General features: G+C 74.0%; 24 protein-coding genes and 2 pseudogenes. 18 read left to right on the top strand and 8 right to left on the bottom strand.

Going from position 1 to position 26,286, the window contains the following annotated elements:
• Nucleotides 1–121: 121 nt before the first annotated feature.
• The 3 genes from ABZ659_RS25800 to ABZ659_RS25790 all read left to right on the top strand — a co-directional run bounded on the left by ABZ659_RS25800 (nucleotide 122) and on the right by ABZ659_RS25790 (nucleotide 2,948).
• Entirely contained in the window at nucleotides 122–649 is a 528-nt protein-coding gene (locus tag ABZ659_RS25800; RefSeq protein WP_360224344.1) for a hypothetical protein, read from the top strand.
• Nucleotides 650–744: 95 nt separating this feature from the next.
• Nucleotides 745–1,842, top strand: coding sequence for an NAD-dependent epimerase/dehydratase family protein (locus ABZ659_RS25795; protein WP_360224415.1), 1,098 nt, complete (start codon nucleotides 745–747; stop codon nucleotides 1,840–1,842).
• On the top strand, nucleotides 1,839–2,948 hold the full coding sequence (locus ABZ659_RS25790) for a glycosyltransferase family 9 protein (protein WP_360224342.1): 1,110 nt from the start codon (nucleotides 1,839–1,841) through the stop codon (nucleotides 2,946–2,948). The genes ABZ659_RS25795 and ABZ659_RS25790 overlap by 4 nt, the downstream gene beginning before the upstream one ends.
• 3 nt (nucleotides 2,949–2,951) lie before the next feature.
• Here ABZ659_RS25790 and ABZ659_RS25785 read toward each other — a convergent pair whose 3' ends face one another.
• Entirely contained in the window at nucleotides 2,952–4,271 is a 1,320-nt protein-coding gene (locus ABZ659_RS25785; RefSeq protein WP_360224340.1) for an MFS transporter, read from the bottom strand.
• A gap of 345 nt (nucleotides 4,272–4,616) precedes the next feature.
• On the bottom strand, nucleotides 4,617–5,180 hold the full coding sequence (locus ABZ659_RS25780; RefSeq protein ID WP_360224338.1) for a hemerythrin domain-containing protein: 564 nt from the start codon (nucleotides 5,178–5,180) through the stop codon (nucleotides 4,617–4,619).
• 189 nt (nucleotides 5,181–5,369) lie between these two features.
• On the opposite strand from ABZ659_RS25780, the pseudogene ABZ659_RS25775 reads away from it, so the two are divergent.
• A pseudogene (locus tag ABZ659_RS25775) lies at nucleotides 5,370–5,632 on the top strand (hydrolase); the annotation flags it as partial.
• 24 nt (nucleotides 5,633–5,656) lie between these two features.
• Here the strand turns inward: ABZ659_RS25775 and ABZ659_RS25770 are convergent.
• On the bottom strand, nucleotides 5,657–6,403 hold the full coding sequence (locus tag ABZ659_RS25770; RefSeq protein ID WP_360224336.1) for a carbonic anhydrase: 747 nt from the start codon (nucleotides 6,401–6,403) through the stop codon (nucleotides 5,657–5,659).
• Nucleotides 6,404–6,549: 146 nt separating this feature from the next.
• Between ABZ659_RS25770 and ABZ659_RS25765 the strand changes: the two are divergent.
• Nucleotides 6,550–7,272: pseudogene (locus ABZ659_RS25765) on the top strand (hypothetical protein); the annotation flags it as partial.
• 110 nt (nucleotides 7,273–7,382) lie between these two features.
• Nucleotides 7,383–9,290 (top strand): molecular chaperone HtpG, encoded by a 1,908-nt coding sequence (htpG, locus tag ABZ659_RS25760; RefSeq protein WP_360224334.1) that lies wholly within the window; start codon nucleotides 7,383–7,385, stop codon nucleotides 9,288–9,290.
• Between the two features lie 106 nt (nucleotides 9,291–9,396).
• Here the strand turns inward: htpG and ppk2 are convergent, their stop codons facing one another.
• A complete protein-coding gene (gene ppk2 / locus ABZ659_RS25755) occupies nucleotides 9,397–10,200 on the bottom strand; it encodes a polyphosphate kinase 2 (RefSeq protein ID WP_360224332.1) in 804 nt (267 codons plus the stop codon).
• 150 nt (nucleotides 10,201–10,350) lie between these two features.
• Here ppk2 and ABZ659_RS25750 point away from each other — a divergent pair, with 150 nt between their 5' ends.
• The 7 genes from ABZ659_RS25750 (at nucleotide 10,351) to ABZ659_RS25720 (ending at nucleotide 16,377) form a co-directional block, all read left to right on the top strand.
• Nucleotides 10,351–10,758, top strand: a complete 408-nt coding sequence (locus ABZ659_RS25750; RefSeq protein WP_360224330.1) for a four-helix bundle copper-binding protein — start codon at nucleotides 10,351–10,353, stop codon at nucleotides 10,756–10,758.
• 62 nt (nucleotides 10,759–10,820) lie between these two features.
• Nucleotides 10,821–12,335: a glycine betaine/L-proline transporter ProP gene (gene proP, locus ABZ659_RS25745; RefSeq protein WP_360224328.1), complete on the top strand. Its 1,515-nt coding sequence runs from the start codon at nucleotides 10,821–10,823 to the stop codon at nucleotides 12,333–12,335.
• Between the two features lie 118 nt (nucleotides 12,336–12,453).
• A complete protein-coding gene (locus ABZ659_RS25740) occupies nucleotides 12,454–12,642 on the top strand; it encodes a hypothetical protein (RefSeq protein ID WP_360224326.1) in 189 nt (62 codons plus the stop codon).
• A 21-nt stretch (nucleotides 12,643–12,663) separates the two neighbouring features.
• Complete coding sequence (locus ABZ659_RS25735; protein WP_360224324.1) at nucleotides 12,664–13,380, top strand: hypothetical protein; 717 nt, start codon at nucleotides 12,664–12,666, stop codon at nucleotides 13,378–13,380.
• Nucleotides 13,377–14,375, top strand: coding sequence for a hypothetical protein (locus tag ABZ659_RS25730; RefSeq protein WP_360224322.1), 999 nt, complete (start codon nucleotides 13,377–13,379; stop codon nucleotides 14,373–14,375). Before ABZ659_RS25735 ends, ABZ659_RS25730 begins: the two co-directional genes overlap by 4 nt.
• Entirely contained in the window at nucleotides 14,372–15,292 is a 921-nt protein-coding gene (locus tag ABZ659_RS25725) for a hypothetical protein (protein ID WP_360224320.1), read from the top strand. Before ABZ659_RS25730 ends, ABZ659_RS25725 begins: the two co-directional genes overlap by 4 nt.
• Complete coding sequence (locus ABZ659_RS25720; RefSeq protein ID WP_360224318.1) at nucleotides 15,289–16,377, top strand: serine hydrolase domain-containing protein; 1,089 nt, start codon at nucleotides 15,289–15,291, stop codon at nucleotides 16,375–16,377. Before ABZ659_RS25725 ends, ABZ659_RS25720 begins: the two co-directional genes overlap by 4 nt.
• 26 nt (nucleotides 16,378–16,403) lie before the next feature.
• Here the strand turns inward: ABZ659_RS25720 and ABZ659_RS25715 are convergent, their stop codons facing one another.
• Nucleotides 16,404–17,792 (bottom strand): carbohydrate-binding protein, encoded by a 1,389-nt coding sequence (locus ABZ659_RS25715; RefSeq protein WP_360224316.1) that lies wholly within the window; start codon nucleotides 17,790–17,792, stop codon nucleotides 16,404–16,406.
• A 419-nt stretch (nucleotides 17,793–18,211) separates the two neighbouring features.
• Nucleotides 18,212–19,438 carry a saccharopine dehydrogenase C-terminal domain-containing protein gene (locus ABZ659_RS25710; protein WP_360224314.1) on the bottom strand — a complete coding sequence of 409 codons (1,227 nt, stop codon included), beginning with the start codon at nucleotides 19,436–19,438 and terminating at the stop codon, nucleotides 18,212–18,214.
• A gap of 122 nt (nucleotides 19,439–19,560) precedes the next feature.
• Between ABZ659_RS25710 and ABZ659_RS25705 the strand changes: the two genes are divergently transcribed.
• Nucleotides 19,561–20,286: a TetR/AcrR family transcriptional regulator gene (locus ABZ659_RS25705; RefSeq protein WP_360224312.1), complete on the top strand. Its 726-nt coding sequence runs from the start codon at nucleotides 19,561–19,563 to the stop codon at nucleotides 20,284–20,286.
• A 265-nt stretch (nucleotides 20,287–20,551) separates the two neighbouring features.
• Nucleotides 20,552–21,190, top strand: a complete 639-nt coding sequence (locus ABZ659_RS25700; RefSeq protein ID WP_360224310.1) for a class I SAM-dependent methyltransferase — start codon at nucleotides 20,552–20,554, stop codon at nucleotides 21,188–21,190.
• Between the two features lie 69 nt (nucleotides 21,191–21,259).
• Here ABZ659_RS25700 and ABZ659_RS25695 read toward each other — a convergent pair whose 3' ends face one another.
• Entirely contained in the window at nucleotides 21,260–21,724 is a 465-nt protein-coding gene (locus ABZ659_RS25695) for an SRPBCC family protein (RefSeq protein ID WP_360224308.1), read from the bottom strand.
• Between the two features lie 144 nt (nucleotides 21,725–21,868).
• Here ABZ659_RS25695 and ABZ659_RS25690 point away from each other — a divergent pair, with 144 nt between their 5' ends.
• The 3 genes from ABZ659_RS25690 to ABZ659_RS25680 all read left to right on the top strand — a co-directional run bounded on the left by ABZ659_RS25690 (nucleotide 21,869) and on the right by ABZ659_RS25680 (nucleotide 24,814).
• Complete coding sequence (locus tag ABZ659_RS25690; protein ID WP_360224306.1) at nucleotides 21,869–22,942, top strand: catalase; 1,074 nt, start codon at nucleotides 21,869–21,871, stop codon at nucleotides 22,940–22,942.
• Nucleotides 22,943–23,031: 89 nt separating this feature from the next.
• Nucleotides 23,032–24,477 (top strand): glyceraldehyde-3-phosphate dehydrogenase, encoded by a 1,446-nt coding sequence (locus ABZ659_RS25685; RefSeq protein WP_360224304.1) that lies wholly within the window; start codon nucleotides 23,032–23,034, stop codon nucleotides 24,475–24,477.
• A 127-nt stretch (nucleotides 24,478–24,604) separates the two neighbouring features.
• Nucleotides 24,605–24,814 carry a hypothetical protein gene (locus ABZ659_RS25680; RefSeq protein ID WP_360224302.1) on the top strand — a complete coding sequence of 70 codons (210 nt, stop codon included), beginning with the start codon at nucleotides 24,605–24,607 and terminating at the stop codon, nucleotides 24,812–24,814.
• A gap of 44 nt (nucleotides 24,815–24,858) precedes the next feature.
• Here ABZ659_RS25680 and ABZ659_RS25675 read toward each other — a convergent pair whose 3' ends face one another.
• Nucleotides 24,859–26,055, bottom strand: a complete 1,197-nt coding sequence (locus ABZ659_RS25675) for a cytochrome P450 (protein WP_360224300.1) — start codon at nucleotides 26,053–26,055, stop codon at nucleotides 24,859–24,861.
• Nucleotides 26,056–26,286 lie beyond the last annotated feature (231 nt).

Below are 26,286 nucleotides of genomic sequence, written 5' to 3'. Positions count from 1 at the left end.
AGACCACCGTGTGGCCCAGACCACGCCCCGAAGGCGGCCCCCGTCATATCGGCCACCGTGCGCCGGGGGTTACCGTCGACGCCCAGCCCCGTTCCCCCGCACGCAACCGGACGGCCCGCCCGTGCTCGCAGACCTCTCCCCGCTGATCGCCGCCACCACCTACTGGCTGACCCGCGCCTACCCGGCCTCCGGCGGCGCCGTGGCCGCCGCCCTCTGTGAGGCGCAGGCCCGGCAGGCGGTGACGGTCGCGGCGTGGCTGCGCTACCCCACGGCCACCGACGCGGCCCTGGTCGGCATCGCGGGCCCCGGCGGCTCCGCCCGCCTGGACTGGGTCACCGGCGCGGACGCGGCCGGGTACGACAGCGCGGACGACCACGCCTGGCGCACCTGGGTCGACGAGGCCGTGGCCAGCTGGGCGGCGTGCCTGCTCACCGACCCCGAGCTGGCCGCGCGGGCGGTGGCCGCCCTCACCGACGGCGGCCGGCTGGCGGGCGCGCCGGTGGAGTTCCGGCGGCTGCTGGCACCCGACGACCACGACCGCGGGGCCGCGGCGCTGCTGCGCCACCCCGACCTCCTCGCCCCGGTCGCCGCGCTGCACCGGGCCCAGCTCCTGGAGCGCCTGAAGCCGGGCCCCGCCCTCATCGCCTGAGCCCTCCCGCCTCGGTAGCCGTCAGAGCATGAAAGCGGCCCCGCTGGTTACCCGTGAGCGTCGTCCGGGAGCCGACGGGAAGGCAGGTCGGGTTGATGATGCCGACGACGACGTTCACCCCCAGCTCCGGCCGGCGGCCCCCGTGGCGGCGGGCCCTGGTCACCGGCGGAGCGGGCTTCCTCGGCTCGCACCTGTGCACCCGGCTGCTGCGTTCGGGAGTCGAAGTCGACTGCCTGGACGACCTCACCACCGGGCGGCCCGGCAACGTCGAGCACCTCGCCGGGGAGCCCGGCTTCCGCTACCTGCACCTCGACATCGCGGACCCCCGCTGCGCGGACACCGCCACCGGCCCGTACGACCTCGTCCTGCACCTCGCGGGCCCCGGCGCGCCCGCGGACTGCCGACGCCGCCCGCTCAAGGCCCTCGACACCGCCGGGCTCGGCACCCGCACCGCGCTCGCCCTGGCCGACCGGGACGTTGCCCGCTTCCTGCTCGCCTCCTCGGCCGAGGCCAGCGAGAGCCACGGCGACGGCCGCGCGGCGCCCCCCTGGTCCGACGACTCCGGTGCCGACGGGGCGGCGGACGAGGCACGGGACCCGGTCAGCCCCCTGCACGCCTACGCCGAGGCTGCCCGGTTCGCCGAGGCCCTCGTCACCGCCCACGCGGGCGCCCGCGGAAGCGACGCCGGGATCGTGCGGGTCTACCCGTCGTACGGGCCTCGGATGCGCACCGACGACGGGCGCACGGTGGCCGCGTTCCTCGACCACGCCCTGGCCGGGGCGCCGCTCACCGTTCCCGGCGACGGCAGCCGCCCGCTGTCCCTGTGTTACGCCGACGACACCGCCGAGGGCGTCCTGCTGGTCGCCGCGGGCCGCTCGGTACGCCCCGTCGACATCGGCGGCGATCCCGGGCCGACCGTCGCCGAGGTGGCCCGCGCGGTGCTCGAACTGACCGGCTCGCCCGCGCCGCTGGAGTTCACCGACGCGCCGCCCGGCCCGGCCGGGGCACGCCTCGACGGACGGCCCGACGGACGCGGACCCGACACCGGCTTCGCCCGCGAACTGTTCGGCTGGGTGCCCCGGACCTCCTGGCGGGAGGGCCTGCCCCGGACCGTCGCCGCCGTCTCCGGCCGCCGCCCCGGGCCCGCGGCGGTTTCGGCTGCCGGGCAGGGCGCCGGGGGGTGGCGGCCGTGAGGGCACTCGTCGTCCGCCCGGACGGCTTCGGCGGCGTCCTGCAGTCCGGGCCCGCCGTCCGCGCGCTGGCCACCCGCGCGTCGCGGGTGAGCCTGCTGTGCGCGACCCCGGGGGCGCCCGCCGCGGGGCTGCTGCCGCACGTCGACGACGTCCTGGTGTGGGACGGCCCCTGGGACCCCGGCGACGGCGGGGGCACCGGCCAGCTGGTACGGCGGCTGCGCGCCGAGGCGTACGACGTCGCGCTCGTCCTCGCCCCGGACGGGCACAGCCCGCTGCCCGCGGCCCGGCTGCTCCGCGCGGCCGACGTCCACCGGGTCGGCGCCGACTGCGCCGCCGGGGACCACGACGCCTACGGCCGCCTCGCCCGCCCGCACCGAAGCCCGCCGGACGGGCACGGGCCGTGGGCGGCGCGGGACCCGGATGTGATCGCCGCGACGGCACGGGAACCGCGCCCCCGGGGCGACGGCGTGCGGGCCCCGCTGGACCCGTGGTCCCGGAGCCCGCCCGGCCGGGACGGGACGCCCCCCGGTCCCGACGCCGAGCGCGGCCCGCTCGACCTCCTGCACCGGCGTCCACCGCACCAGCCCGAAGCGCGGGCCGCGCTGGACACGGCCGAGGCGATGGGGTTCGGGCTGCGCACCGGCGACGACGGGCGGCTGCGGGTGCTCCCGGCGCCCGACACCGCGGGTCTCACCGGAAACGGCCCGTACCTCGTCGTCCACCCGGCGGGGCTCGCCGCGGACGCGGACCGCTGTGCGCGGGCGGTGGAGCTGCTCGCCGACGCCGGTCACCGCGTCGTCGTCACCGGCGGCCCCGCCGAGGAGGCGCTCACCCGGCGCGTCGGCGGCGCCACGGCCGTGCACGTCGGCGGCCGGACCACGCCCCGCCAGCTGACGGGAGTCCTGCGGGCCGCCGACGCCGTGGTCACCGCCGACCCGGCCACCGCGCAGCTGGCCGCGGCCGTGGCGACCCCCGTCGTGTCGCTGACCGGCACCTGGACGCCGTACAAGGTGCCCGCGATCCTCCTCGACGGTTCCGCGGCGGCGCCCTTCACGCCCGAGGACGTGCTCCGGGCCGTGCGCAAGCTGCTGACGGCCGGGGAGTGAGGCTCAGGCGGCCGTGCCCAGGACCGCCGGGGCGGGCGTGTGGTGTTCCTCCGGCTGGACGACGACCGTCGGCACGACGCGGCGGCGACGGTGGGCGAGGTGGCCGGAGGCGATGGAGCACGCGATGATCAGCCCACCGGCGACCAGGGCGCCGCGCGCTCCCGCCAGCTCCATCAGCAGACCGAGGGCGGGCGGGCCGCCCAGGCTCCACACGGTGCCGACGCTGCCCCAGACGCCGAGCACCCGGCCCCGCAGACGGGACGGCGGGTCGGTCTGCAGGACGGCCGTCCCCGCGGTGTCGGAGACGGACTCCACGACCGCCATCGGCAGTACGAGCACCAGCAGCACCGCCAGCGACGGCGACAGCCCGGCGGCCACCTGGAGCAGTCCGCCCGCAGCGGCGAGCGTCCCCACCAGCCGCACGGAGGGCCTGCGCAGCCGCGCGCCGAGCACCGCGCCGACGATGCCGCCCACCGCGAGCACCGTGGAGACCGTGCCGAACGCCCCGGCGCCGCCCGCGAGCGGCCCGGTGACCAGCACGGCGAGGGTGAGCGCGTAGTTCCGGCCGAAGACCGCGCTGACCCCGGTGACGGCGGCCAGCGCGAGCAGCCGGGGCCGCCGCACGAAGAAGGCCAGCCCCTCCCGCACCGCCCGGCCCTGGGGCACGCGCCCCGCCGTGACCGGCACCGCCCGCACCGCCCCGTACGCGGGCCGCAGGAACGGGATCACCGCGGCGACGAAGAGGAACGACAGACCGTTCGCGGCGTACGCGGAGGCCGTGCCGAGCAGGCCGACCGTCACCCCGGCCAGCGCCGCCCCGACGAGCCGCCCCGCGTTGTGCACCAGCGCGCCCACGCCGATCGCGGACGGCACGTCCTCCGGCGGCACGAGGTCGTTGCCCAGCAGGGCGCACGCCGGTCCGTCGACGGTGGCGACGACGCCGGTGACGGCGGCCAGCACCATCAGGGTGGTCATGTTCAGCTGGTCGAGCGCCACCAGGGTCGCCGTGACGAACGCGATGGCGCCGAGCGCGGCCTGGCTGACGGCCGCCGTCAGCTTGCGCGGGAAGCGGTCGACCGCCGCGCCGCCCAGCAGGCTGATCAGCAGCGCGGGCGCCGCCTGCACGGACATGGACAGGCCGGTCGCGGCGGCGGACCCGGTGATCTGGAGGACCAGCAGGTTCTGCACCGTGAGCTGCATCCACGTACCGGCGTTCGACACGAAGTTCGCGACGGACCACCAGCGCATACTGCGGTACCGCAGCGATCGCCAGGGGGAACGGGACGCGCCGCCGACGGGCGCGGGGGAGGGCGAGGAAGACACAGGCGTACTCGGAGTTTCCGGGGGCTCGGGACGGTGAGGTCGTCGGGCACGGGAACCGCCGGGCTGCGCTGCGCGGGCGATCCGATGGGGGGTGCCGGGTCACGGCGCGGACCATCGTGGCAGAAGTGGGGGGCGAGTCGGCGGGAGCGCCGTGCGGACCGCTGTCGCAGTCCTCGTCAACGCCCGTACGGGCAGGGACACTTGTCGCCCCCAGTGCGGTTCCTCACAGGGGTCCGCGGGCGGGCGTGACGGCCGCCACACCGCGGTGGTTCCCCGGTACGCGCGGACAGGGCCCGCCGCGGGTACGGCGGGCCCGGGTCGTCCGGTGGTGGTCCTGCGGGGGCGTCAGCTCTTCTTGCCGCGTCCGGTCAGCGCGTCGCGCATCCGGTCCACCAGTCCGGCGCCGGGGGCGAGCAGCTTGTTGGCCGGGGGCTTGTCCGGGGCGGACGGGTGCGGCCGGGTCGGGGCCGTCTTCTTCGCCTGCCGGACCTTGTCACCCAGCTCGTCGAGCGTCTCGGCCGAGCACGCGGCCCGCAGCGACGGGAAGAGGTTCTCCTCCTCGTCGGCCACGTGCGAGCGGATCTCGGTCATCAACATGCCGATCAGCCGGTCGAACTCGGCGTCGTCCGCCCCGTGGCCCTCCAGGTCCTTCATGATCTGCTCGGCCTTGGAGTGGTCCTCGATCTCCCGGTCCGCGATGGCGTTCCCGTCCGGCACGTGCTCCCGCACCGCCGGGTAGAGGTACGCCTCCTCGGCGACCGAGTGCCGGACCAGTTCGATGGTCGCCTGGTCGGCCAGCTGCTTGCGGTGGGCGTCGCCGGGCGGCAGCGCCTCGATCCGGCCGAACATCTCCTCGACCTCGCGGTGATCCGTCACCAGTTCGTCGATCACGTTCCCGCCGTGACCCATGTCCTTCACCTCCAGGCAGACTGCGGCGGCTCCGGTGCGGATCCGCCACGGCTCCCCGGGTGCCCCTGGCCTCGCACGCGTAACGCCCGCGGGCTCCGGCCATGTGATGTTCACGCCACGGCCGCCCGGGCGTGGACCCGCCCGACGCGGTCCCGCGCGAGGCCGCCCCCGCATCCGATCATGGAACGAGGTCAGGAGGACGCCGGCGTCCGGCGGCTGCGGGCCGACCTCACCGGCCCCCGCGGCTGATCGACCAGGTGCGCGAGTACGGCGTCCCCGGCACCTACGACGAGGAGACCGAGGAGTGCGACGGCGCCGCCGCCCTGAACGCCCCGTTCGGCCGCCGCTACCCGCACGGCCTGCTGGTGGTGCGGGGCGGTGACGCCGCCCCGGGCTCCTGCGAGCGCGCGGCGACCGGCTTCGAGTTCGTCGGCCTGGGCGACGTGCTGGAGCGCTGGGCGACTGACCGGCGGCCGTCAGCCGAGGCGGTGGACCAGCTGGCTCGTCAGCTCGTAGCGGGCGCCCACGACGGCCAGCCGGCCCGACGCCATCCGGGCGGCGAGGTCCGGCTCCGCCGCGAGCTGGGCGCGCACGAGCCGCACGTTGGCGTCCACCGTCGCGTCCACGCGGGCGTCGCCCGCCAGGGAGTGGTCGATGGCCGGGGCTATCCGGTCGGCCAGGTACTGGATGTGCGCGGGCAGCGGCTCCCCCGTCGCCTCCGCCTCCACCGCGGCGCGCACCGCGCCGCACGACTGGTGGCCGAGGACCAGCACCAGCGGGGCCGACAGCTCCAGCACGCCGTACGCGACGCTGCCCAGCACCGCCTCGTCCAGCACCTGGCCCGCGCTGCGCACGGTGAGCAGGTCGCCGAGGCCCTGGTCGAAGACCAGCTCCGGGGGGACCCGGGAGTCGACGCAGCCGAGGACCACGGCGAACGGCCGCTGCCCGGACGTCAGGGCCCGCCGGACCGCCGGTGTCTCGTCGGGGTGCCGCTCACGGTAGGTGCGCCAGCGCAGGTTGCCCGCGGCCAGCTCCCGCCACGCCTGTACCGGGGTGGCGGGCCGGGGGCGCGTGCCGGGCGCGGCGGGCGCCGGGGCGGCGGGGGCGGCGCCGGCCGCCCCGACGCGCAGCGGAACACGTCGGCGGGGACGGACACGGTGGGGGAGACGGGGCCGGGGGCCACGCGGGGGGACGTACAGCCGAGCCGGATTGCGGTTGCTCATGGTTCGGATTATGGCCGGTTCTGGGCTATTCGCGATCATTCAAAGCGCGGTAGCAGACAGTCCCCAAGTGATCACCCGCGGTGCGGGTGCCGCTTGTTAAGGTCACCCCGCGCAAGCAGGGACCCGCCGTCCGACCGGGAGGCCGCGTGGACAGGGCCACCGACTACACGGACTACTACGACCTCGGCACCCACACCCGCCCGGTCACGACCGCGTCGGCCGAGGCGCAGCGCTGGTTCGACCGCGGACCGGTGTGGACGTACGCCTTCCACCACGAGGAGGCCGTCGCCTGCTTCGAGGCCGCCGTCGCCGCCGACCCCGACTGCGCGATGGCTCACTGGGGCATCGCCTACGCCCTCGGCCCCCACTACAACAAGCCCTGGAGCGCCTTCGACGAGCGGGAGCTGACCCGGACCGTCGACCGCACCCACACCGCCGTCGAACGCGCCCACCGGCTGGCCGCCGCGCACGCCAGCCCCGTCGAACGCGCCCTGATCTCCGCGCTGCGCGCCCGCTACCCGCGGCCCGACCCCGTCGCCGACTGCTCGGTCTGGAACGAGCCCTACGCCGACGCCCTGCGCGCCGCCCACGACCTCGCCCCCGACGACGCCGACGTGGCCGCCCTCTACGCCGACGCGCTGATGAACCTCACCCCCTGGCAGCTGTGGGACATCACCACCGGCCAGCCCGCCCCCGGCTCCCGCACCGTCGAGGCCCGGGCGGTCCTGGATCGCGTCCTCGCCGCCGACGCCGGGGCCCGCCACCCGGGCGTCCTGCACTTCTCCATCCACCTCATGGAGATGTCCCCGGCCCCCGAGCAGGCGCTCGCCGTCGCCGACCGGCTGCGTGACCTCGTCCCCGACGCGGGCCCGTCCAGGCGTCCTGCTTCTGTCGCGGCGTCACCTCCCCGGGCGTCACCTCATAACATGGGGTGGTCCAAGTCCCGCGACCCCGTTATCCAGTGAGGTACTCCCGAACCATGTCGACCCAGACGTTTGAGTTCCAAGTCGAGGCCCGTCAGCTGCTCCAGCTGATGATCCACTCGATCTACTCGAACCGGGACGTGTTCCTGCGCGAACTCGTCTCCAACGCCTCCGACGCGCTGGACAAGCTGCGCATCGCCGCCCTACGGGACGACTCCCTCGGCGCCGACGTCTCCGACCTGCACATCCGGATCGAGACCGACCCCGACGCGCGCACCCTGACCGTGCGGGACAACGGCATCGGGATGTCGTACGACGAAGTGGCCGAACTCATCGGCACCATCGCCAACTCGGGCACCGCGAAGCTGCTGGCGGAGCTGCGCGAGGCGAAGGACGGTGCCGGGGCGGAGGGCCTGATCGGGCAGTTCGGCGTCGGCTTCTACTCCAGCTTCATGGTGGCCGACGAGGTCACCCTCGTCACCCGGCGCGCGGGGGAGAACGGCGGCACCCGCTGGACCTCCCGCGGCGAGGGCACGTACACGCTGGAGCGGCTGGACGAGGACGCCCCGCAGGGCACCGCCGTCACCCTCCACCTCAAGCCCGCCGACCCCGACGACCAGCTGCCCGACTACACCGCCGAGTGGAAGCTCCGGGAGATCGTCAAGCGGTACTCCGACTTCATCACCTGGCCCGTCCGGCTCGCCCCCGCCCCCGCCGACGGCGACGGCGGCGGCGACGGCGAGGCGGCGGCGCTGAACTCGATGAAGGCGCTGTGGGCGCGCCCGCGCGAGGAGGTGTCCGACGACGAGTACCACGAGCTGTACAAGCACATCAGCCACGACTGGCGCGACCCGCTGGAGACCATCCGCCTCCAGGCGGAGGGCACCTTCGAGTACCAGGCGCTGCTGTTCCTGCCCGCGCACGCCCCGCACGACCTGTTCACCCGCGACCACAAGCGGGGCGTGCAGCTGTACGTGAAGCGGGTCTTCATCATGGACGACTGCGAGGCGCTGCTCCCGTCGTACCTGCGCTTCGTCAAGGGCGTCGTCGACGCCGCCGACCTCTCGCTGAACGTGTCCCGGGAGATCCTCCAGCAGGACCGGCAGATCCAGCGGATGAACCGGCGGCTGGCGAAGAAGGTCCTCGCCTCGGTGAAGGACCTGCGGACCGCCGACCCGGAGCGGTACGCCACCTGCTGGAGGGAGTTCGGCGCCGTGGTGAAGGAGGGGCTGGTCACCGACCCCGACAACCGCGACGCGATCCTCGCCGCCGCCACCTTCGCCACCAGCCACGACGAGACCGCGCCGACCACGCTGAAGGACTACGTCGAGCGGATGAAGGACGGGCAGTCCGACATCTACTACATGACCGGCGAGTCCCGGCAGGCCATCGAGAACTCCCCGCACATGGAGGCGTTCCGCGCGAAGGGCGTCGAGGTGCTGCTGCTCACCGATCCCGTCGACGAGGTCTGGACCGACGCGGTCGGCGAGTTCGACGGCAAGCCGCTGCGCTCCGTCGCCAAGGGCGAGATCGACCTCGGCGACGGCACGGACGACACCTCCGACGCCGAGCGGGAGAAGCTCGACCAGGAGTACGCCGACGTCCTCGGCTGGCTCATGGAGCGGCTGGCCGACGACGTCAAGGAGGTGCGCCTGTCGTCGCGGCTGACGGTCTCCCCGGCCTGTGTCGTCTCCGACGCGGACGACATCACCCCGGCGCTGGAGAACATGTACCGCGCGATGGGCCAGGAGGTGCCGCCAGCCAAGCGCATCCTGGAGCTGAACCCCGGCCACCCGCTGGTGCGGGGGCTGAGGGAGGCGTTCGCCGAGCGGGAGGACCGCGCCGGGCTCGCCGAGACGGCCGAACTCCTGCACGGCCTCGCGGTCCTCGCCGAGGGCGGCCAGCCGAAGGACCCCGCCCGCTTCGTGAAGCTGATGGCGGACCGGCTGGAGCGCGCCCTGTAGCGGGACTCCCGCGGTGACTGCGCGCGGGCACCCGGCCGGTCCGGGTGCCCGCGCGGCGGGTCGGAGCGTGCCTGCCGGGCGGGTCGGAGCGTGCCCGCGCGGCGGGTCAGAGCGTGGCCGCGTGGTCGGGGACGTAGGTCTGGAGGTCGCGCGGGGTGCGCTGGTAGCCCTTAGACGGCGGCCGCTCCGGCAGTTCGAGGACCGGCGGCGCCACGTCCTGGTACGGCACCGAGTCCAGCAGGTGGGCGATCATGTTCAGCCGCGCCCGGCGCTTGTCGTCGCTCTCGACGACGTACCACGGAGCCTCGGGGATGTCGGTGTGCACCAGCATCTCGTCCTTGGCGCGGGAGTAGTCCTCCCAGCGGGTCAGCGACTCCAGGTCCATCGGCGACAGCTTCCAGCGCCGCAGCGGGTCCTCCAGACGGCGCCGGAAACGCTCCTGCTGCGCGGCGTCGCTCACCGAGAACCAGTACTTGCGCAGCAGGATGCCGTCCTCCACGAGCATCCGCTCGACGATCGGGCACTGGCGGAGGAACAGCTTGTACTCCTCCGGCGTGCAGAAGCCCATCACGTGCTCGACCCCGGCCCGGTTGTACCAGCTGCGGTCGAACAGCACGATCTCCCCGGCGGCGGGCAGTTGCTCGACGTACCTCTGGAAGTACCACTGCGTGCGCTCGCGCTCGGTCGGCTTCGGCAGCGCCGCGATCCGCGCCACGCGCGGGTTCAGGTGCTCCGTGACCCGCTTGATCGTGCCGCCCTTGCCCGCCGCGTCCCGCCCCTCGAAGACGACGACCAGCCGGGCGCCCTCCGCGCGCACCCACTCCTGGAGCTTCGCCAGCTCCGTCTGGAGACGCAGCAGTTCCCTCTCGTACGTCTTGCGCGGCACCCGCGCCACCTGCTCCTCGGCCATGCCGCCCGCCCTCACCCTGCCGTTGTCGAACTGATGAACGTCACGCTACTTCCCGGAGTTCCCGTGCGCACGCGCCGTCCCTCCGTGTTTGTGGCCCGGTGGGCGGGCTAGTCGCAAGGGCATCCGCAGACGAACGCAAGGAGGTTCGTGATGACCACGGTCAAGGACATGCTCGCGACGTACCCGGCCGACCTCGGCGGCGTCGACCGCGAGAGGCTCACCCGCTGTATCGAGGAGTGCCTCGCCTGTGCCCAGGCGTGCACGGCGTGCGCGGACGCCTGTCTGTCCGAGGGCATGGTCGGCGACCTGACCAAGTGCATCCGCACCGACATGGACTGCGCCGACATCTGCGACACCACCGCGTCGGTGCTGTCCCGGCACACCGGCTACGACGCCAACGTCACCCGCGCGGTCCTACAGGCGTGCGCCACCGTCTGCAAGGCGTGCGCGGACGAGTGCGCCGCCCATGCCGACCAGCACGAGCACTGCCGCCTGTGCGCCGAGGCGTGCCGCCGCTGCGAGCAGGCGTGCGACGACCTGCTGGCGGCGCTCGGCTGAGGCAGGATCGGCCTGAGGGCAGACCAGGACACCGGCCGAGGAGGAGAGAGGAACGCGCCGCTGTGGCGACTGAGGAGCTTGACCCCGCCGAACCCGCCGTCCCCGTCCATCCCGACGCGGTCAAACGCCACCGGACCCTGTTCCGGGCCGCACGGCGGCGCAGAAACCCGCCCCTGCGCCGCACCGACATCACGGTCACCGACGAGGCCGCCGTCCACCGCGCGGTGCAGGCGGCCTCCCTCGGCAACGCCATGGAGTGGTTCGACTTCGGCATCTACAGCTACCTCGCCGTCACCATCGGCCAGGTCTTCTTCCCGTCCGGGAACGACACCGTCCAGCTGATCTCGTCGTTCGCGACCTTCGCGGTGTCGTTCCTGGTGCGGCCGCTCGGTGGGATGGTCTTCGGCCCGATGGGCGACAAGATCGGCCGCAAGAAGGTGCTCGCCACCACCATGATCATGATGGCGGCCGCCACCTTCGCGATCGGCCTGATCCCGTCGTACGCCGCGATCGGCTTCTGGGCGCCGGTGCTGCTCATCCTCTTCCGGCTGGTCCAGGGGTTCTCCACCGGCGGCGAGTACGGCGGTGCCTCCACCTTCATCGCCGAGTACGCCCCCGACCGGCGCCGCGGGTTCTTCGGCAGCTTCCTCGAACTGGGCACCCTCGCCGGGTACGTCGGCGCGGCGGGCCTGGTGACGCTGCTGACCTCGGTGCTGGGCAGCGACGGCATGGAGTCCTGGGGCTGGCGGGTGCCGTTCCTGGTCGCCGGGCCGATCGGGGCCGTCGGGCTGTACCTGCGGCTGAGGCTGGACGAGACGCCCGCGTTCCAGAAGCTGGAGGGCGAGTCCGCGCACAAGGCCACCGAGGCCGCCTCCGCCGTGGAGACCACCGCCAGGGGAGACCTCGCGAAGATCTTCCGCGAGCAGTGGCCGACCCTGGTCCTGTGCGTCTGCCTGGTCGGCGCCTACAACGTCACCGACTACATGTTCCTGTCGTACATGCCGACCTACCTCTCCGACGAGATGGGCTACTCCGAGGCCCACGGCCTGCTGCTCCTGATCGGCACCATGGTGGTGCTGATGCTGGTCATCAACCAGGTCGGCCGGATCTCCGACCGCTACGGCCGCAAACCGGTCCTGATGACCGGGATGCTCGGCTTCCTCCTCCTCTCCGCCCCGGCGTTCCTGCTGGTCCAACAGGGCGGCTGGGTGGCGGTCAGCGCGGGGATGCTGATGCTCGGGCTGTCCCTGGTCTGCATGTTGGGCACCATGTCCGCGGCGCTCCCGGCGCTCTTCCCCACCCAGGTCCGCTACGGCGGCCTGTCCATCGGCTACAACCTCTCCGCGTCCCTCTTCGGCGGCACCACCCCGCTGGTGATCACGGCGCTGATCTCGGTCACCGGGAGCGACATGATGCCCGCGTACTACGCCATGGGCGCGGCGCTGGTCGGGGTGGTCGCGGTCGCCTGCATGGAGGAGACCGCGCGACAGCCCCTGGCCGGGTCCCCGCCGTCCGTCGCCACCCCCGAGGAGGCGGCCGAGCTGGTGGAGAGCCGCGCCCCGGTGCCGAGGTTCTGAACCGGGGTGCGCTAGTTGAAGGAGTGAACCAAGAGATTTATGTGACTGATGGAATTACATGTCCGTTATGGGGCACTTGCGAGGTGAGAAACCGGACCGCACAAGGGAGATGAAGCGCATGACGCACATCGAGCACCTCACCGAAGAGGTCACCGGTATCGACACCGCCGAACTGGAGGCGGCCCTCGACCCGGCCGAGGCCGACGGGATCTTCCGCGACAGCCGCGAGTGCGCCGCGCTCGCCCTGCAGTCCGGAGCGACCCAACTGCTGCTCTCGCCGCCGACCCCGCGCCCGAAGAAGGGCTGACGGACCGACGGGAGCGATCAGATGGCAGAGTCGAGTACTTCGGCCCTCCTCCAGGGCACGGTGCTGGACCTCGCGAGCGACGTGGTCTCCGCTCTGAGGAGCGGAGACCACGCACGAGCGGGCGGCACCGCCCCGCCACCCCCCGGTGGCGCGAGCGAGGCCCTGGCCCGCGCCGCGGTCCGGGTGCTGGGGGCCGACACCCTGCTCCCCAGCGTGCTGCTGCGGCTGCCGCCCGACCCCGCACGGCTCGCCCTGTTCGAACAGGCCGTGACCGCCCACCCGCCGAGCGCCGACGCCGCCCCCGGCGTCGTGTGGGGCCACTGGGCGATGACCCGCACCCTGCGCCGCCTCGGCCGGTCCGCGGACGGTCACGACGGCGGTCCGGACCGGGAACCGGACGCGGGCTGGCTCGCCGACGCGACCTGGCAGTCCCTCACCCACCAACTCGCCGTACTCGCGCCCCTCGCGCTGCCCGGCGAGGACTGCGCCGTCGCCCGCGCGGCCCGGCGCCGACCGGTCGACGTCGCCCGCGGCTTCGTCCGCGCGGTACGCCGCCGCGACTGGCGGCAGGCGGCCGGCGCCGGACGCTGGCTCACCCTCCTGGACGGCGTGCCGGACACCCTCGGCCTCGCCGCCGGACTGGACTTCGTACGGCTGATGGGCGGTGACGACCCGCGCGTCGCCCTCCAACTGGAGGCGGCCCGGCTGCTGCACGTCCCCGCGGGGGTCCCGCGGTGACCGCCGCGCCGCCGGACCGGGCACGACAGCTGGCCGGGACCACGCTGGACTGGGTGCACGCCCACCGCGACCGCTTCACGCTCGACGACGGCGCGCTCGCCGCCGACGGCCAGGTCAACCGCAGCTGGAAGCCGCTCGGCGAACTGGCCCAGGTCTGCGCCACCGTCACCGCCCGCACCCCACCGGGCGACCCGCTGCACACCCGCGCGGCCGGACTGCTCGGCCACGCCTGGCACCAGACCGGCGAGGGCGAGCTGTTCCGCCGCGTACAGGCCCTGGAACCCTTCGCCAGCTACCCCCTGGAGGTGTACGCCGCCTTCGCCTCCGCGGGCTACCGGCACCCCGGCTACGAGAACGCCGCGGCCGTGGTGGCGCGCACCCGGGGCTGGCGGCTGACCGAGCAGTACCCGACCCGGCGCCTCGGCGTCCGCAACGCCGAGCGGCACAGCGGCATCCGCCCGCACGAGCGGACCGCGCGGGCCCTGGACCGCACCTGGCTGGGCGGACTGCCGGAGCCGTGGACCTTCGAACGCGCCTCCGGCTACGCCCTCACCCACGTCGTCTTCCACCTCACCGACTGGGGCCGCACACCCGACGGCGTGCCCGCCCGCCTCGCCGACTACCTGCTGCACTGGCTGCCGCCCTGGCTCGACACCTGCCTGGACGCCCGGATGTGGGACCTCGGCTGCGAACTGCTGGCCGTGGCGGCGAGCCTGCCCCGGCCGCCCGCCCCGCACCTGCTCACCGACGCCTGGGAACGGCTCGCGGCGGCCCGCCGCCCCTCGGGCGCCGTCCCGGAGGAGGGCGGCCCGGACGGCACCTGGCCCGGCGCCACCGGCGAGGAGTTCGCCGACTGCTACCACTCCACGCTGATGGCCCTGTTCGCGGCGGTGCTGACCCTCGCCCGCCCGGTCCACGGCGGCGTACCGCGGCACGCGGCGCCCTCCCTGACGGCCGTGCCCGGCGGGTACGACGGACAAGGAGCGCTGGGATGACCGACCCCCGTCTGATCCACCACGTCGGCGCCAGGGCCATCGAGTGGCTGTGGGCACACCGCGACGGCTTCCGGCTCCAGCCCGACGTCGACCCCGAAGTGGGCTTCCTGGAACGCTTCAAGCCCATCGGCGAACTGGCCCTGATCTGCACCGTCCTCTTCCGCGAGGGCGTCGCCGGGTCCCGGCAGGCGCACCTCGCCCGCCAACTCCTCGACCACACCTGGCGCGAGACCCTCGACGGCGGTCGGATGCTGGTGCGCGCACAGCGCACCGAGCCGTTCTCCACCGTCCCCTTCGAGGTGTACCTGCCGTTCCGGGAACTCGGCTACAGCCAGCCCGAGGTGGAGCGCGCCACCGTCCTCAACCACCGCCTGGACAGCTGGGCCAGGTTCCCGGTGACCCCCACCCGCCGCCTCGGCCTCTCCGCCTTCCAGCGCCGCTTCGGCCTCACCCCCCGGCCACCGGAGTCCGCGCTCACCGACGCCACCTGGCTCGCCGCGACCCCGGAGCCGTGGACCGTCGAGGGGCACACCGCCTACGACATCACCCACACCGTCTTCCACCTCACCGACTGGGGCGAGCGCCCCGACGGCCTGCCCCCGCGCGTCGCCGACTACCTCGCACTGTGGCTGCCGGTGTGGACCGACGACTGGCTGGACCTGCGGCGCTGGGACCTGCTCGGTGAACTCCTCGCCGTCGACGCCTGCCTGCCGCGCCCCGCGCTCGACGAACGCGCCTGGACCGGCTTCGCCGCCGCTCAGCAGCCGGACGGCGCCGTGCCCGCCGTCCGCGCCATGCCGGACGGCGACCCCGACGAGGTGTTCGACCTCGTGTACCACCCGACGCTGGTCGCCGCCTTCGCCTCGGTACTCGCCACCTCACGGGTCCTCAGCGCCCTGGTCCCCACGGCGTCATGACGGCCCGGCGACAGCCCTGGCCGAGTGCCGACGGCGCGCGGACCGGTGAGGCGGGTGCCGCTCCGCGGGCTCGCGAGCCCGACCTCGCCGGACTGCGCCGTCGGCTGGCGGCGGCCGTGGTCGCCTCCGACGCCCCCGACGCCGTCTTCGCCCTCTCCCGGCACGGCCACCGCCTCGTGCACACCGGCGGCACCGCCCCACCGCCCCCCAACGGCCGCGCCCTCCCGCGCTACGAGATCGGGTCGGCCACCAAGACGTTCACGGGACTGCTGCTGGCCCACCTCGTCCAGCGGGGCGACCTGACCGGCGGCGAGACGGCCGCCGCCTGCCTGGCCGGCGGCCGGCGGCCGGGACCGCACCCGGTGACGCTGGCCCACCTGGTCACCCACACCGCCGGACTGCCCGCCCTGCCCCGCGACTTCCTCCCGCGGGCGCTGCCCGCCTGGCGCACCAACCCCTACGGCCGCTATCCCGCCGCCCGCGTGGTCGACGCCTTCCTGCGCCACCGGCCACGGCACCGCCCCGGCACCCGCTGGCACTACTCCAACTTCGGGGTCGCCGTCCTCGGCCACGCCGTCGCCGCCGCCACCGGAACCCCCTGGGAGGACCTGGTCGCCGGGCACGTCCTCGGCCCGCTCGGCCTGACCGGCACCGCCCTGCGCGCGGGGCGGCCGGGAGCCGACGCCGTGGGCCACGGCAAGGACGGCCGCACCCCCGTGCCGCCGTTCGACGCGGGCGGCTTCCCGTCGGCCGGAGCCGTCCGGGCCACCCCCGACGACCTGCTGACGTTCCTCGAAGCCCACCTGGACCCCGGCGCCACCCCGCTCGCGGACGCGCTGACGGCGGTCCACGTCCCCGTCCTGCGGCGCGGCGCCGGGCACCGGCACGTCCACACGGTGGCCTGGTTCCGGCACCCCACGGACGGCGGCCCGATGTACTTCCACAGCGGCGCCACCCTCGGCCAGCAGGCGTTCCTCGGCTTCCGTCCCGACACCGGCACCGCCCTGGCCGCCCTGTGCACCCGGCGCTTCCGCGCCCGGGACCCGTTCATCGCTGCGGCGTACGCGCTGCTGTACGAGCAGTAGCGCGTACGCCGCTCGGGGCGCGGTTCCTACACCCGCTGCCACAGCGCCGGAGTACCCTCCGGCGACCAGCCGCCCTGTGCCTGGTGCGGCTGGAGGCACTGGTAGCGCACGCCCGCGTGGAGGACCGTGGCCCCCGCCGCGTACACCCGCCCCGCCGACCACACGCCCGCCGCGCTGTTGTCCTGCGCGGCGGGCACCCGGGCGGTGCCGGACACGGTCTTCAGGACCAGCCCGAAGTCGCTGAGGATCGGGTTGACCGGCTGGAAGAAGGTCGTCCCGCCGGTCGCGCAGTCACCGAGACCGCCCGAGGTGACGCCCTGGGCCTGGGCACCGGAGAGGTACGGGCCGCCGGAGTCGCCGCGCTCGGCGCACACCGTGGTCTGCGTCAGGCCGTTCACCGTGCCCTGCGCGTAGCTGACGCTGGCGTCGTGCTGCTCGACCGTGCCGCACCGCCACCCCGTGGTGGAGCCCGAGCGGCACACCGACGCCCCGACCAGCGCCTGCACCGACCCGCCGACCTGCACCTTCTTGCCGTCCTCGCCCTTGACGTCGGCGCTGGCGGTCCACTCGGCGTTCACCCCCACCCACGACATGTCCTTGCCCGGGAAGGTGGACGCCTGGAAGGTCCCCTGGGCGGCCTTGTCGTGGCCGGTGGTCCTGGCGCCCGCCTTGCCGCAGTGGCCCGCGCTGACGAAGCCCTGCCGCTCGCCCTTGGTGACGGAGAAGCCGATGGAGCAGCGGGCGGTGTCGTCGATGTAGTAGGCGTCACCGCCGACGATGTCCGCCATCAGCCGGGGCCGCTGCGCCGACACCCGTACGGCGACCCCGCTGCCCTGGACGCCCGCGGCCTTCACGAACGCGTTCGCCGCCGCCCGGTCGGCCGCCTGGACGACGACCCGGTTGCCGGGCACGTCGACGTACCAGACCGGGGTGCGGTCCGTCGCGGCGTCGTCGGCGACGGCGTCCAGCTTCTCCCGTACCGCGCGCAGCTCGCTGAGCGGCTTCTCCACGACCGTGGCCGTGGCGCCCTGCGCCTCGATGGCGGCGACGTCCGCGGCGTCCGTGGTCGCCACGTGCAGCTCGGCGGAGGTCGTGCCGCGCAGCCAGGCCCCGGCGAACCGCTCACCGAGGGCGTTGCGCAGCAGGCCCGCCCGGGTGCCCGCCTCCGCCTCGTTGACCAGCCGCTGGGCCGCCTGCGCCGGTGTCAGACCGAGGTCGCGCTGCAGGGCGCGCAGCAACTGCGCCGAGGGCCGGTCGGCGCCCAGCGTCCGGGCGGCGGAGGGCGGGGCGCCGGGCGAGGGCGGCGGTCCGGCCGCCGCCGCGGCCGGGCCGGACGCCGCGAGGGCGAGGGCGCCGAGGGTGCCGACTGCGGCCAGGGCGAGGCGATGCCCGCCCGGTGCGTGTCTGCCGACCATGCGTGGGACCTCCTTGTACGGGGTGGGGGTGCGGCCAAGCCCTGGGGGCGTGGTGCGCGAGTCCCGCCTGCCGCCCGACGCCTGGCACTCCCCCGAGCTCTTCGAGCAGGGGGGACCCCACTCGGCGCACCGGGCGGAGGCCCACGTACTGGTTACGCGTGGGCTTCCGCCCGGCACGCCGGGAGCACGCTCCCCCCGAGCTCTCGGCTCCGTTTGAGCAGGGGGGACCTCCAAGACGCCGCTCGGCCCGTCCTGCGGACGGACGACGGGACTGTCGCAACACGCCCCTAGCCGCGAACCCGGCCCGCGATGCCCGCGCCGACCGTCATTCGCGCGAAGGGGGGCGGCCGGGGTGTCATGTGGAGTAGGGGACGCCCTCGCCCGGTACGGCACCCCCACCGGCGCGGACCCCGCCGCCGTCATCCCTCCTCGCGCAGCCCCCAGGGCGACCCGTACGCGCCGAGCAGGTCCAGGAACGGACGCGGTGGGAGGGCCTCCGGGCCGAGGACGCCGCGGCCCGTCCACGCGCCGGTGGCCAGCAGCTCCAGGGCGATGACCGGGTTGACGGCCGTCTGCCACACCACCGCCTGTGAACCGTATTCACGCATCGACCACTGGTTGTCGACGACGTGGTACAGGTACACCTCGCGCGGCGCCCCGTCCTTCGTGCCCTTCACCCACGTACCGGCGCACGTCTTGCCCGTCATCCGGTCGCCGAGCGTGGCCGGGTCGGGCAGGCAGGCGGCGACCACGTCGCGCGGGGACACCCGCACCGGCCGCCCGTCCCCGCCGGGCACGGTCACCGGGGCGGTGGCGGCCAGGCCCAGTTCGTGCAGGGTCTTCAGCCGGGCGATGAAGTCGGCGCCCAGCCCGTACTTGAAGGTGACCCGGCGGGCGTCCACCCAGCGGGGGACCAGCAGCACCTCCTCGTGCTCGACGTTGACGCACTCCACCGGGCCGATGCCCTCGGGGAAGTCGAACACCTCGGGCTCACTGAACAGGGCCGTGGTGAACCAGCCGCGGTCCTCCTCGTAGACCACCGGCGGGTTGAGGCACTCCTCCAGCGTGGTCCAGATGCTGAAGGACGGGGCGAACTCGTAGCCCTCCACCGCCAGGTTCGCGCCGTCGCGGACGCCGACCTCCTCGATGTCGTCGAAGAGTTCGTCGGCCGCGTACCGCGCGAACACGTCCGACAGGCCCGGCTCCACGCCCATGCCGACCAGCGCCAGCCGACCCGCCTCCTCCCACCGTCCGGCCAGCGCGAACTGCTCGTCGCCGAGCTTCACCCCGCACTCCTCGTACGGCCGCGAGGCGTGCGGCACGGACAGCGACATCGCCATGTCCAGGTAGTGCGCACCGGCCGCCAGCGCCGCCCGGAACAGCGGCATCACGAACCTCGGGTCGGTGGCGTTGAGCAGCACGTCGCACCGCTCCTCGGTCAACGCCCGGCGCACCGCGTCCTCGTCCGAGGCGTCCAGCCGCCGCGCGCCGAACCGGTCACCCCGCTCCCCGAGTGCCGCGACCGCGGCCTCGGCGCGGCCGAGGTCGTAGTCGGCGACGACCATGTGGGTGAGGAAGTCACGACGGGCGGCGATCCGGGTGACGGCCGTGCCGACACCGCCCGCGCCCACGAGCAGGACTCGCATGTCACAGCACCTTTCCGCCGGAGGCGGGCGCCTCCGGACGAGGCCGATGCAACAAGACGCCGGAAGATAAGGTCAACCCTGTTGGCATAAGACGGACAAGGGAAGGCGAGGGGGCGACCGGTATGGCGAAGCAGGTGGTGGGGGAGGCCGCGCGCCGACGGCGGCGGCCGACCCGCGGCGGCACCGTGCTGTCCGAGGAGCTCATCGTGCGCACCGCCCTGCGCGTCCTGCGCGAACACGGTGGCGCCGGCCTGACGGCCCGCCGCCTCGGCGCGGCCCTCGGCGCCGATCCGAGCACCCTCTACCGCTACTTCGCCGGTATGGACGACCTGACCCGGGCCATCGGCGACGAGTTGATGGGCCGCGCCCTCGACGGCTGGACGGCCACCGGGGACTGGCGTACGGACCTGCGCGCCCTGGGGCTGGCGATCCACGCCGCCTACCTCGCCCACCCGCAGGCGGCCGTCCTCACCGCCAGCCGGGTCAGCGGGCGGCCCCGGGAGATCGCCGTGGACGAGACCATCCTCGGCATCCTGCGCGGCGCCGGACTGCCCGACCCGGTGGCGGTCGGCGTCTACCACACGTTCATCGACCAGAGCCTGGCCTTCGCCGCGCTCGACGCCGGGGCGCTCACCCTGGCGGGCGAGGCCCGCGCCCGGGACGAGGAGATGTGGCACTCCACGTACGCCCGGCTGCCCGCCGAAACCCACCCCAACATCGCGGCGACAGCACCCCTGTTGTCCCGTCGGATGCCGCTCAGCGCCTACCCGGCGGCGCTGGAGATGCTGCTTGGGCACACGGCGGCCGAGCTGTCCCGGGCCGGAAAGAGGCACGTGCGGGGATCTTGACCCGGTCCGGAACCCCGGCTTAGCGAAGCCGTCGCTTGACAGGAATTGAAACGATTCAATCTCCCGTGCCACGACACGTCACCTCCGGCAGGCCGTGGTCGGCTGACCTGACGGCACGTCACGGGGTGGGCGGTGCGGGTGCCGCCCGCCCCGGTGGCGGCGGCGCCTCGGTTTGCCGAACCGGCAAGATGATGCGCCACTTCCACGCTCCCCGGGGGACGCTGGGCGCAGACCACCCGCGAAAGCCGCGTCACGAGGAGCCGCCGTGTCCGACGCCCATCTCACCGAGCCCGCCGCCTTCTGGGAGGCCCGTTACCGCGACGCCGGGCGGGTCTGGAGCGGCCGGCCCAACGAACTGCTCGTCCGGGAGGCGGCCGGACTCCACCCCGGTACGGCCCTCGACCTGGGCTGCGGCGAGGGCGGCGACGCCGTCTGGCTGGCGTCGCGTGGCTGGCGCGTCACCGGCGTGGACATCTCCGCCACGGCACTGGAACGGGCCGCCGGGCACGCGGCGGAGGCGGGCGTCGCCGACCGCGTCCGCTGGGAGCGGCACACCCTGGGGGAGACCTTCCCCGAGGGCCGCTTCGACCTGGTCAGCGCCCACTACCTCCAGTCGCCGGTACCACTGGACCAGCGGACGATCCTCCACCGCGCGGCCTCCGCCGTCGCCGACGGCGGCACCCTGCTGATCGTGATGCACGCCGCCTGGCCCTCCTGGCAGACCGAGCCGCCGTTCCCGGCGGAGTTCCCCACCCTGGACGGCCTCCTCGCGGAACTGGCCCTGCCCGGGACCCACTGGACCGTCGTCACCCGGGAGACGGTCCGCAGGCCGAGCACCTCCCCGGACGGCGTCGGAGGCCACCGCGACGACCACGTGTGGCGCCTGCGCCGTACGGAGGCGTGAGCGCGTACACGCCTCGCGGCGCCCCGCACCTCGTGCGTGGGCGCCGCGCGGGGAGCGGACCGGCGGGTCTCAGACCGGGCCCGGCTTGATCCGGCCGCGCCAGGCGCCGGACTCGCCGCCGCGCTCCTCCATGAACTCCTTGAAGCGCCGCATGTCGCCCTTGACGCGCCGGTCGATGGTGCCCGTCATGGCCCCGACCTTGTCGACGGCGCCACCGGGCTCCACGTCCATCACCAGCTCGACGCGCGTGTGCGTGTCGTCCACACGCTCGAAGCGCACCGTGCCCTTCTGCCGGGTGTCACCGGAGGTGGTCCGCCAGGTGATCCGCTCGTCCGGCAGCTGGTCGACGATCTCGGTGTCGAACTCCCGCCGCACCCCACCGATCTTCGTGGTCCAGTGGTTGTGGCGCTCGTCGAGCTGCCGTACCTCCTCGACGCCCTCCATGAAGCGGGGGAACTCCTCGAACTGGGTCCACTGGTCGTAGGCGGTACGGACCGGGACTCCGACCTCGACCGTTTCCTTCACCGTGGTCATCACAGCCTCCTTGCTGATGGGCCTCGCACAGGGCGGCGGGTACCCGCGGAGCCGCGCGGCTCACCCCGCGGGACGCGGTGTGAGCGCGGACCGCGGCCGCGCGGGTCACGATGGGCTCACCCCTCACGAACCAGGAGCCCCCCGATGACGGACGTTTCCAGTCAGGGCCCCGCGCCGGGCGACGAGCGCGAGGTCCTCACCAACCGGCAGGGCCACCCCGTCTACGACAACCAGAACCAGCGGACCGTGGGCGCCCGCGGCCCCGCGACCCTGGAGAACTACCAGTTCCTGGAGAAGATCAGCCACTTCGACCGGGAGCGGATCCCCGAGCGGGTGGTGCACGCGCGAGGCGTGACGGCCTACGGCTACTTCGAGGCGTACGGCGCCTGGGGCGAGGAGCCGATCGGCCGGTACACCCGCGCCAGGCTGTTCCAGGAGCGCGGCAAGCGCACCGACGTCGCCGTGCGCTTCTCCACCGTCATCGGCGGCCGGGACTCCTCCGAGGCCGCCCGGGACCCGCGCGGCTTCGCGGTGAAGTTCTACACCGAGGACGGCAACTGGGACCTGGTCGGCAACAACCTGGGCGTCTTCTTCATCCGGGACGCCATCAAGTTCCCCGACGTCATCCACGCCCTCAAGCCCGACCCGGTCACCTTCGAGCAGCAGCCGCGCCGGATCTTCGACTTCATGTCGCAGACGCCGGAGTCCCTGCACATGCTCGTCAACCTGTTCAGCCCGCGCGGCATCCCCGCCGACTACCGCCACTACGAACCGTCCGTCCTCGGCGGGCTGCGTGAGGCGCGGTACCCCACCCATGACGAGCAGGGGCCGGAGATCCGCGGCCGGGTCACCCGCAAGCGCATCCCGCGCGCCAACGACTACCAGCAGGCCGGGCAGCGCTACCTGCTGATGGAGCAGTGGGAGCGCGACGACCTGGTGCACAACTTCGTCACCCTGCTCGCGCAGTGCGACCGGCCGGTGCGGGAGCGCATGGTCTGGCACTTCCTGCTGGTCGAGAACGACCTCGGACTGCGCGTCGGCGAAGGGCTCGGCATCGGCCCCGAGGACGTCGCCGGTCTGGAGCCGCTGCCGGGCCAGGACCTCACCGACGAGGACCGCGAGCGCCTCGCCCACCTCGGCAAGAACCCGCCCCGCGACGTGAGCGGGCTGACCATGACCCACTGCGTCCCCGACAAGCGGCACGTCGTCACCCGCTGACCTGCGGGAACCCCGGACCCGAGCCCCGTGCGAGAGCACCACACCGGAGGGTTAGCATATGAGCGCCACCTAGCTCGAAAGAGAAACACGTGACTGTCAACGAGGACTCGTTCACCAACTGGAAGAACCGCGAGGAGATCGCGGAGTCGATGATCCCGATCATCGGGAAGCTGCACCGGGAGCGGGACGTCACGGTCCTGCTGCACAGCCGCTCCCTGGTGAACAAGTCAGTGGTCAGCATCCTCAAGACCCACCGGTTCGCCCGGCAGATCGCCGGTGCGGAACTCACGGTCACCGACACCATGCCGTTCCTGAAGGCCCTCACCACGCTCGACCTCGGCCCGTCCCAGATCGACCTCGGGATGCTCGCCGCCACCTACCGCGGCGACGACCGCGGGCTCACCGTCGAGGAGTTCACCGCCGCCGCGGTCGCCGGAGCCACCGGTGCCAACAAGATCGAGCGCGGTGAGGGACGGGACGTGGTCCTCTACGGCTTCGGCCGCATCGGCCGCCTCGTCGCCCGGCTGCTGATCGAGAAGTCCGGCTCCGGCAACGGGCTCCGGCTGCGCGCGATCGTGGTGCGCGGCGGTGGGGAACAGGACATCGTCAAGCGGGCCTCGCTGCTGCGCCGCGACTCCATCCACGGCCAGTTCCAGGGCACCATCACCGTCGACGAGGACACCAGCACGATCGTCGCCAACGGCAACGAGATCAAGGTGATCTACGCCGACGACCCCGGCGAGGTCGACTACACGGCGTACGGCATCAGGAACGCCATCCTCATCGACAACACCGGCAAGTGGCGCGACCGCCAGGGACTCTCGCAGCACCTGCGCCCCGGCGTCGACAAGGTCGTCCTGACCGCCCCGGGCAAGGGCGACGTCCCCAACGTCGTGCACGGTGTCAACCACGACACCCTCAAGCCGGACGAGCGGATCCTGTCCTGCGCGTCCTGCACCACCAACGCCATCGTGCCGCCGCTGAAGGCGATGGACGACGAGTACGGCGTGGTCCGCGGCCACGTGGAGACCGTCCACTCGTTCACCAACGACCAGAACCTGCTGGACAACTACCACAAGGCCGACCGCCGCGGCCGTTCGGCGCCGCTCAACATGGTCATCACCGAGACCGGCGCCGCCTCCGCCGTCGCCAAGGCGCTGCCCGACCTCAAGGCGACGATCACCGGCAGCTCGATCCGCGTCCCCGTCCCGGACGTCTCGATCGCGATCCTCAACCTCCAGCTGGCCCGCGAGACCACCCGCGAGGAGGTCCTCGACCACCTCCGCGAGGTCTCGCTGACCTCCCCGCTGAAGCGCCAGATCGACTTCATCACCGCCCCCGACGCGGTCTCCAGCGACTTCATCGGCTCCCGGCACGCCTCGATCGTCGACGCGGGCGCCACCAAGGTCGAGGGCGACAACGCCATCCTCTACCTCTGGTACGACAACGAGTTCGGCTACTCCTGCCAGGTCATCCGCGTCGTCCAGCACGTCTCCGGGGTGGAGTACCCGACGTACCCGGCACCGCTCGTCTGACCCGGCACGGGCCCTCGCGGCGCGACCCGGCACCCGCCGGGTTGCGCGCCCGCCGCGGGGGCGGACGATGGAAAGCGGGGCCGCACCCTGTGCGCGCCCGCGCCACCCACGCCCCCACGGAGGTGCCATGGCCAGGGACGACAACCGCGACATGGAGCGTTCCATGGACCGTCCGGCGGAGGACCGTTCCGTGGACAAGTGGGCGGACCGGCTGATGAGCGGCGGGGGGTCCATGGACCGCGCGCAGGCCCGCCAGTTCGTCCGCAACGTCTACGAGGCCGCCCAGCGCGACCTCAGCGAACGGGACGCGCAGGCGGAGTACGAACGCGAGGAGTAGCGGGCTCCGGCCCGAGCGTGGCCCCGGCCGCGCCCGGCCGGCGCTCACGCCCCGCCGACCGCGACGGTCAGCCCCCTCAGCTCGTAGCCCCCGATGTCCGGTTTGAAGGAGACCCGCGGTTCACCGGTCATCCGGATGCCGTCCAGCGCGAACAGACGGCTCAGGAACACGTCCGCCTCCAGGATCGCGACCTCGGCCCCGGGGCAGCGGTGCGCCCCGTCTCCGAAGGACAGCCCCGCCGCCGACGGGCCGAGCTTCGGCGCGCGCCCCGGGCGGACGCGGTACGGCCGCTCGCCCACGGCCTCCGGGTCGGTGTTGGCGTCGTCGACGAACAACTCGATCAGCTCACCGGATTCCACCAGCCGCGGCCCCGACGGCGTGCGCAGCGTCAGCGGGGCCGTCGTACGGCGGCGCAGCCGGGCGACGACCGGCTCCAGCCGCAGGATCTCCCGGAGCAGCTCCAGCCGCTCCGGCTCCCCGGCCGCCCGGTACCGCCCCAGCAGTTCCGCGTCCGTGAACAGGTGCCACGCCGCCACGCAGATGAACTCACGGGTGGTGATCATGCCCGCCGCCGCGAAGGTGAGGCACTCGCCCAGGATCTCGGCGTGCGAGCAGCCCTCCGCCAGCAGGTGCCCGATCAGGTCGTCGTGCGCCCGGCGCCGGTGCGCGCGGATCGCGGGCCGGACGTCGGCGAGGTAGACGCGCAGCCAGTTGGTGTTCTGCCGCGCCAGCCAGTACAGACCCCGCACACTGGTCAGCCCCGGCGTCCCGAACTCCTCCGGGAAGAACGCCTCCAGCCGCGCCCGGATCCCCGGACGGCTGTAGCGCAGCCCGACGACATGGCACGCCACCTCGATCGCCACGTGGAAGCTCAGGTCGGGCAGATGGGCCGCACCGGACTCCCGTAGGGCCGCGAGCTGCTCCTCGACGACGCGCTCCATGACGTCGCGGTAGTGCTCGTCCACCCGGCGCGGGGTGAAGAAGCGCGCGGTCTGCCGCCGTTGCTCCCGGTGTCCGGGCCCGTCCTGGTAGAGCACCGGGCGCCGGACGCGCGGCGGGAGCTTCTCCACGGTCTCGATGCCGAGCCCCGCCTGCACGGTGCCGGTGCCGCGCAGCACGGCCCGGGCGGCCTCGTAGCCGTGCACCTCCCAGCCCCCGTCGGCCTTCTGACGCACCGGGCAGCCGGGACGGCCGCCCCCCGCCCGGTCGATCTTCCGTGCCGATTCCCTCGCGTCCGTCACCGGCCTCGCCCCCCCCACGTCCCGCCGAACGGGCAGTCGCCAACTGTCGTTCACCGCGCATCCAGCTCGGTTCACCTGTACTGCCCAGGATTCGCCATGGGCATGTCGCGCACCGTCCGGCATCGGCCGCTGCGGCTGCCGCGCCGCATCCCCGCCCGGCGCTGGGTACTGCCCGCCCCGACCGCGCCCGTGGTCCCTGTCAGCCTCTGCTGGCGCTGGGACCGGACTGCC

Origin of the sequence: Streptomyces sp. NPDC006997 (genome assembly GCF_040635175.1) — a bacterium.
Classification (GTDB): domain Bacteria; phylum Actinomycetota; class Actinomycetes; order Streptomycetales; family Streptomycetaceae; genus Streptomyces.
The sequence above is the reverse complement of the archived record's forward strand: the minus strand, read 5'-3'. Positions and strand labels throughout refer to the sequence as shown.

Coding starts and splice junctions, on each gene's coding strand:
- ABZ659_RS25680 (WP_360224302.1), top strand. CDS start 24,605: ATGGCCAGGGACGACAACCGCGACATGGAGCGTTCCATGGACCGTCCG.
- ABZ659_RS25795 (WP_360224415.1), top strand. CDS start 745: ATGATGCCGACGACGACGTTCACCCCCAGCTCCGGCCGGCGGCCCCCG.
- ABZ659_RS25715 (WP_360224316.1), bottom strand. CDS start 17,792: ATGGTCGGCAGACACGCACCGGGCGGGCATCGCCTCGCCCTGGCCGCA.
- ABZ659_RS25780 (WP_360224338.1), bottom strand. CDS start 5,180: ATGGGTCACGGCGGGAACGTGATCGACGAACTGGTGACGGATCACCGC.
- ABZ659_RS25750 (WP_360224330.1), top strand. CDS start 10,351: ATGACCACGGTCAAGGACATGCTCGCGACGTACCCGGCCGACCTCGGC.
- ABZ659_RS25690 (WP_360224306.1), top strand. CDS start 21,869: ATGACGGACGTTTCCAGTCAGGGCCCCGCGCCGGGCGACGAGCGCGAG.
- ppk2 (WP_360224332.1), bottom strand. CDS start 10,200: ATGGCCGAGGAGCAGGTGGCGCGGGTGCCGCGCAAGACGTACGAGAGG.
- htpG (WP_360224334.1), top strand. CDS start 7,383: ATGTCGACCCAGACGTTTGAGTTCCAAGTCGAGGCCCGTCAGCTGCTC.
- ABZ659_RS25770 (WP_360224336.1), bottom strand. CDS start 6,403: ATGAGCAACCGCAATCCGGCTCGGCTGTACGTCCCCCCGCGTGGCCCC.
- ABZ659_RS25740 (WP_360224326.1), top strand. CDS start 12,454: ATGACGCACATCGAGCACCTCACCGAAGAGGTCACCGGTATCGACACC.
- ABZ659_RS25725 (WP_360224320.1), top strand. CDS start 14,372: ATGACCGACCCCCGTCTGATCCACCACGTCGGCGCCAGGGCCATCGAG.
- ABZ659_RS25710 (WP_360224314.1), bottom strand. CDS start 19,438: ATGCGAGTCCTGCTCGTGGGCGCGGGCGGTGTCGGCACGGCCGTCACC.
- ABZ659_RS25720 (WP_360224318.1), top strand. CDS start 15,289: ATGACGGCCCGGCGACAGCCCTGGCCGAGTGCCGACGGCGCGCGGACC.
- ABZ659_RS25735 (WP_360224324.1), top strand. CDS start 12,664: ATGGCAGAGTCGAGTACTTCGGCCCTCCTCCAGGGCACGGTGCTGGAC.
- ABZ659_RS25705 (WP_360224312.1), top strand. CDS start 19,561: ATGGCGAAGCAGGTGGTGGGGGAGGCCGCGCGCCGACGGCGGCGGCCG.
- ABZ659_RS25695 (WP_360224308.1), bottom strand. CDS start 21,724: ATGACCACGGTGAAGGAAACGGTCGAGGTCGGAGTCCCGGTCCGTACC.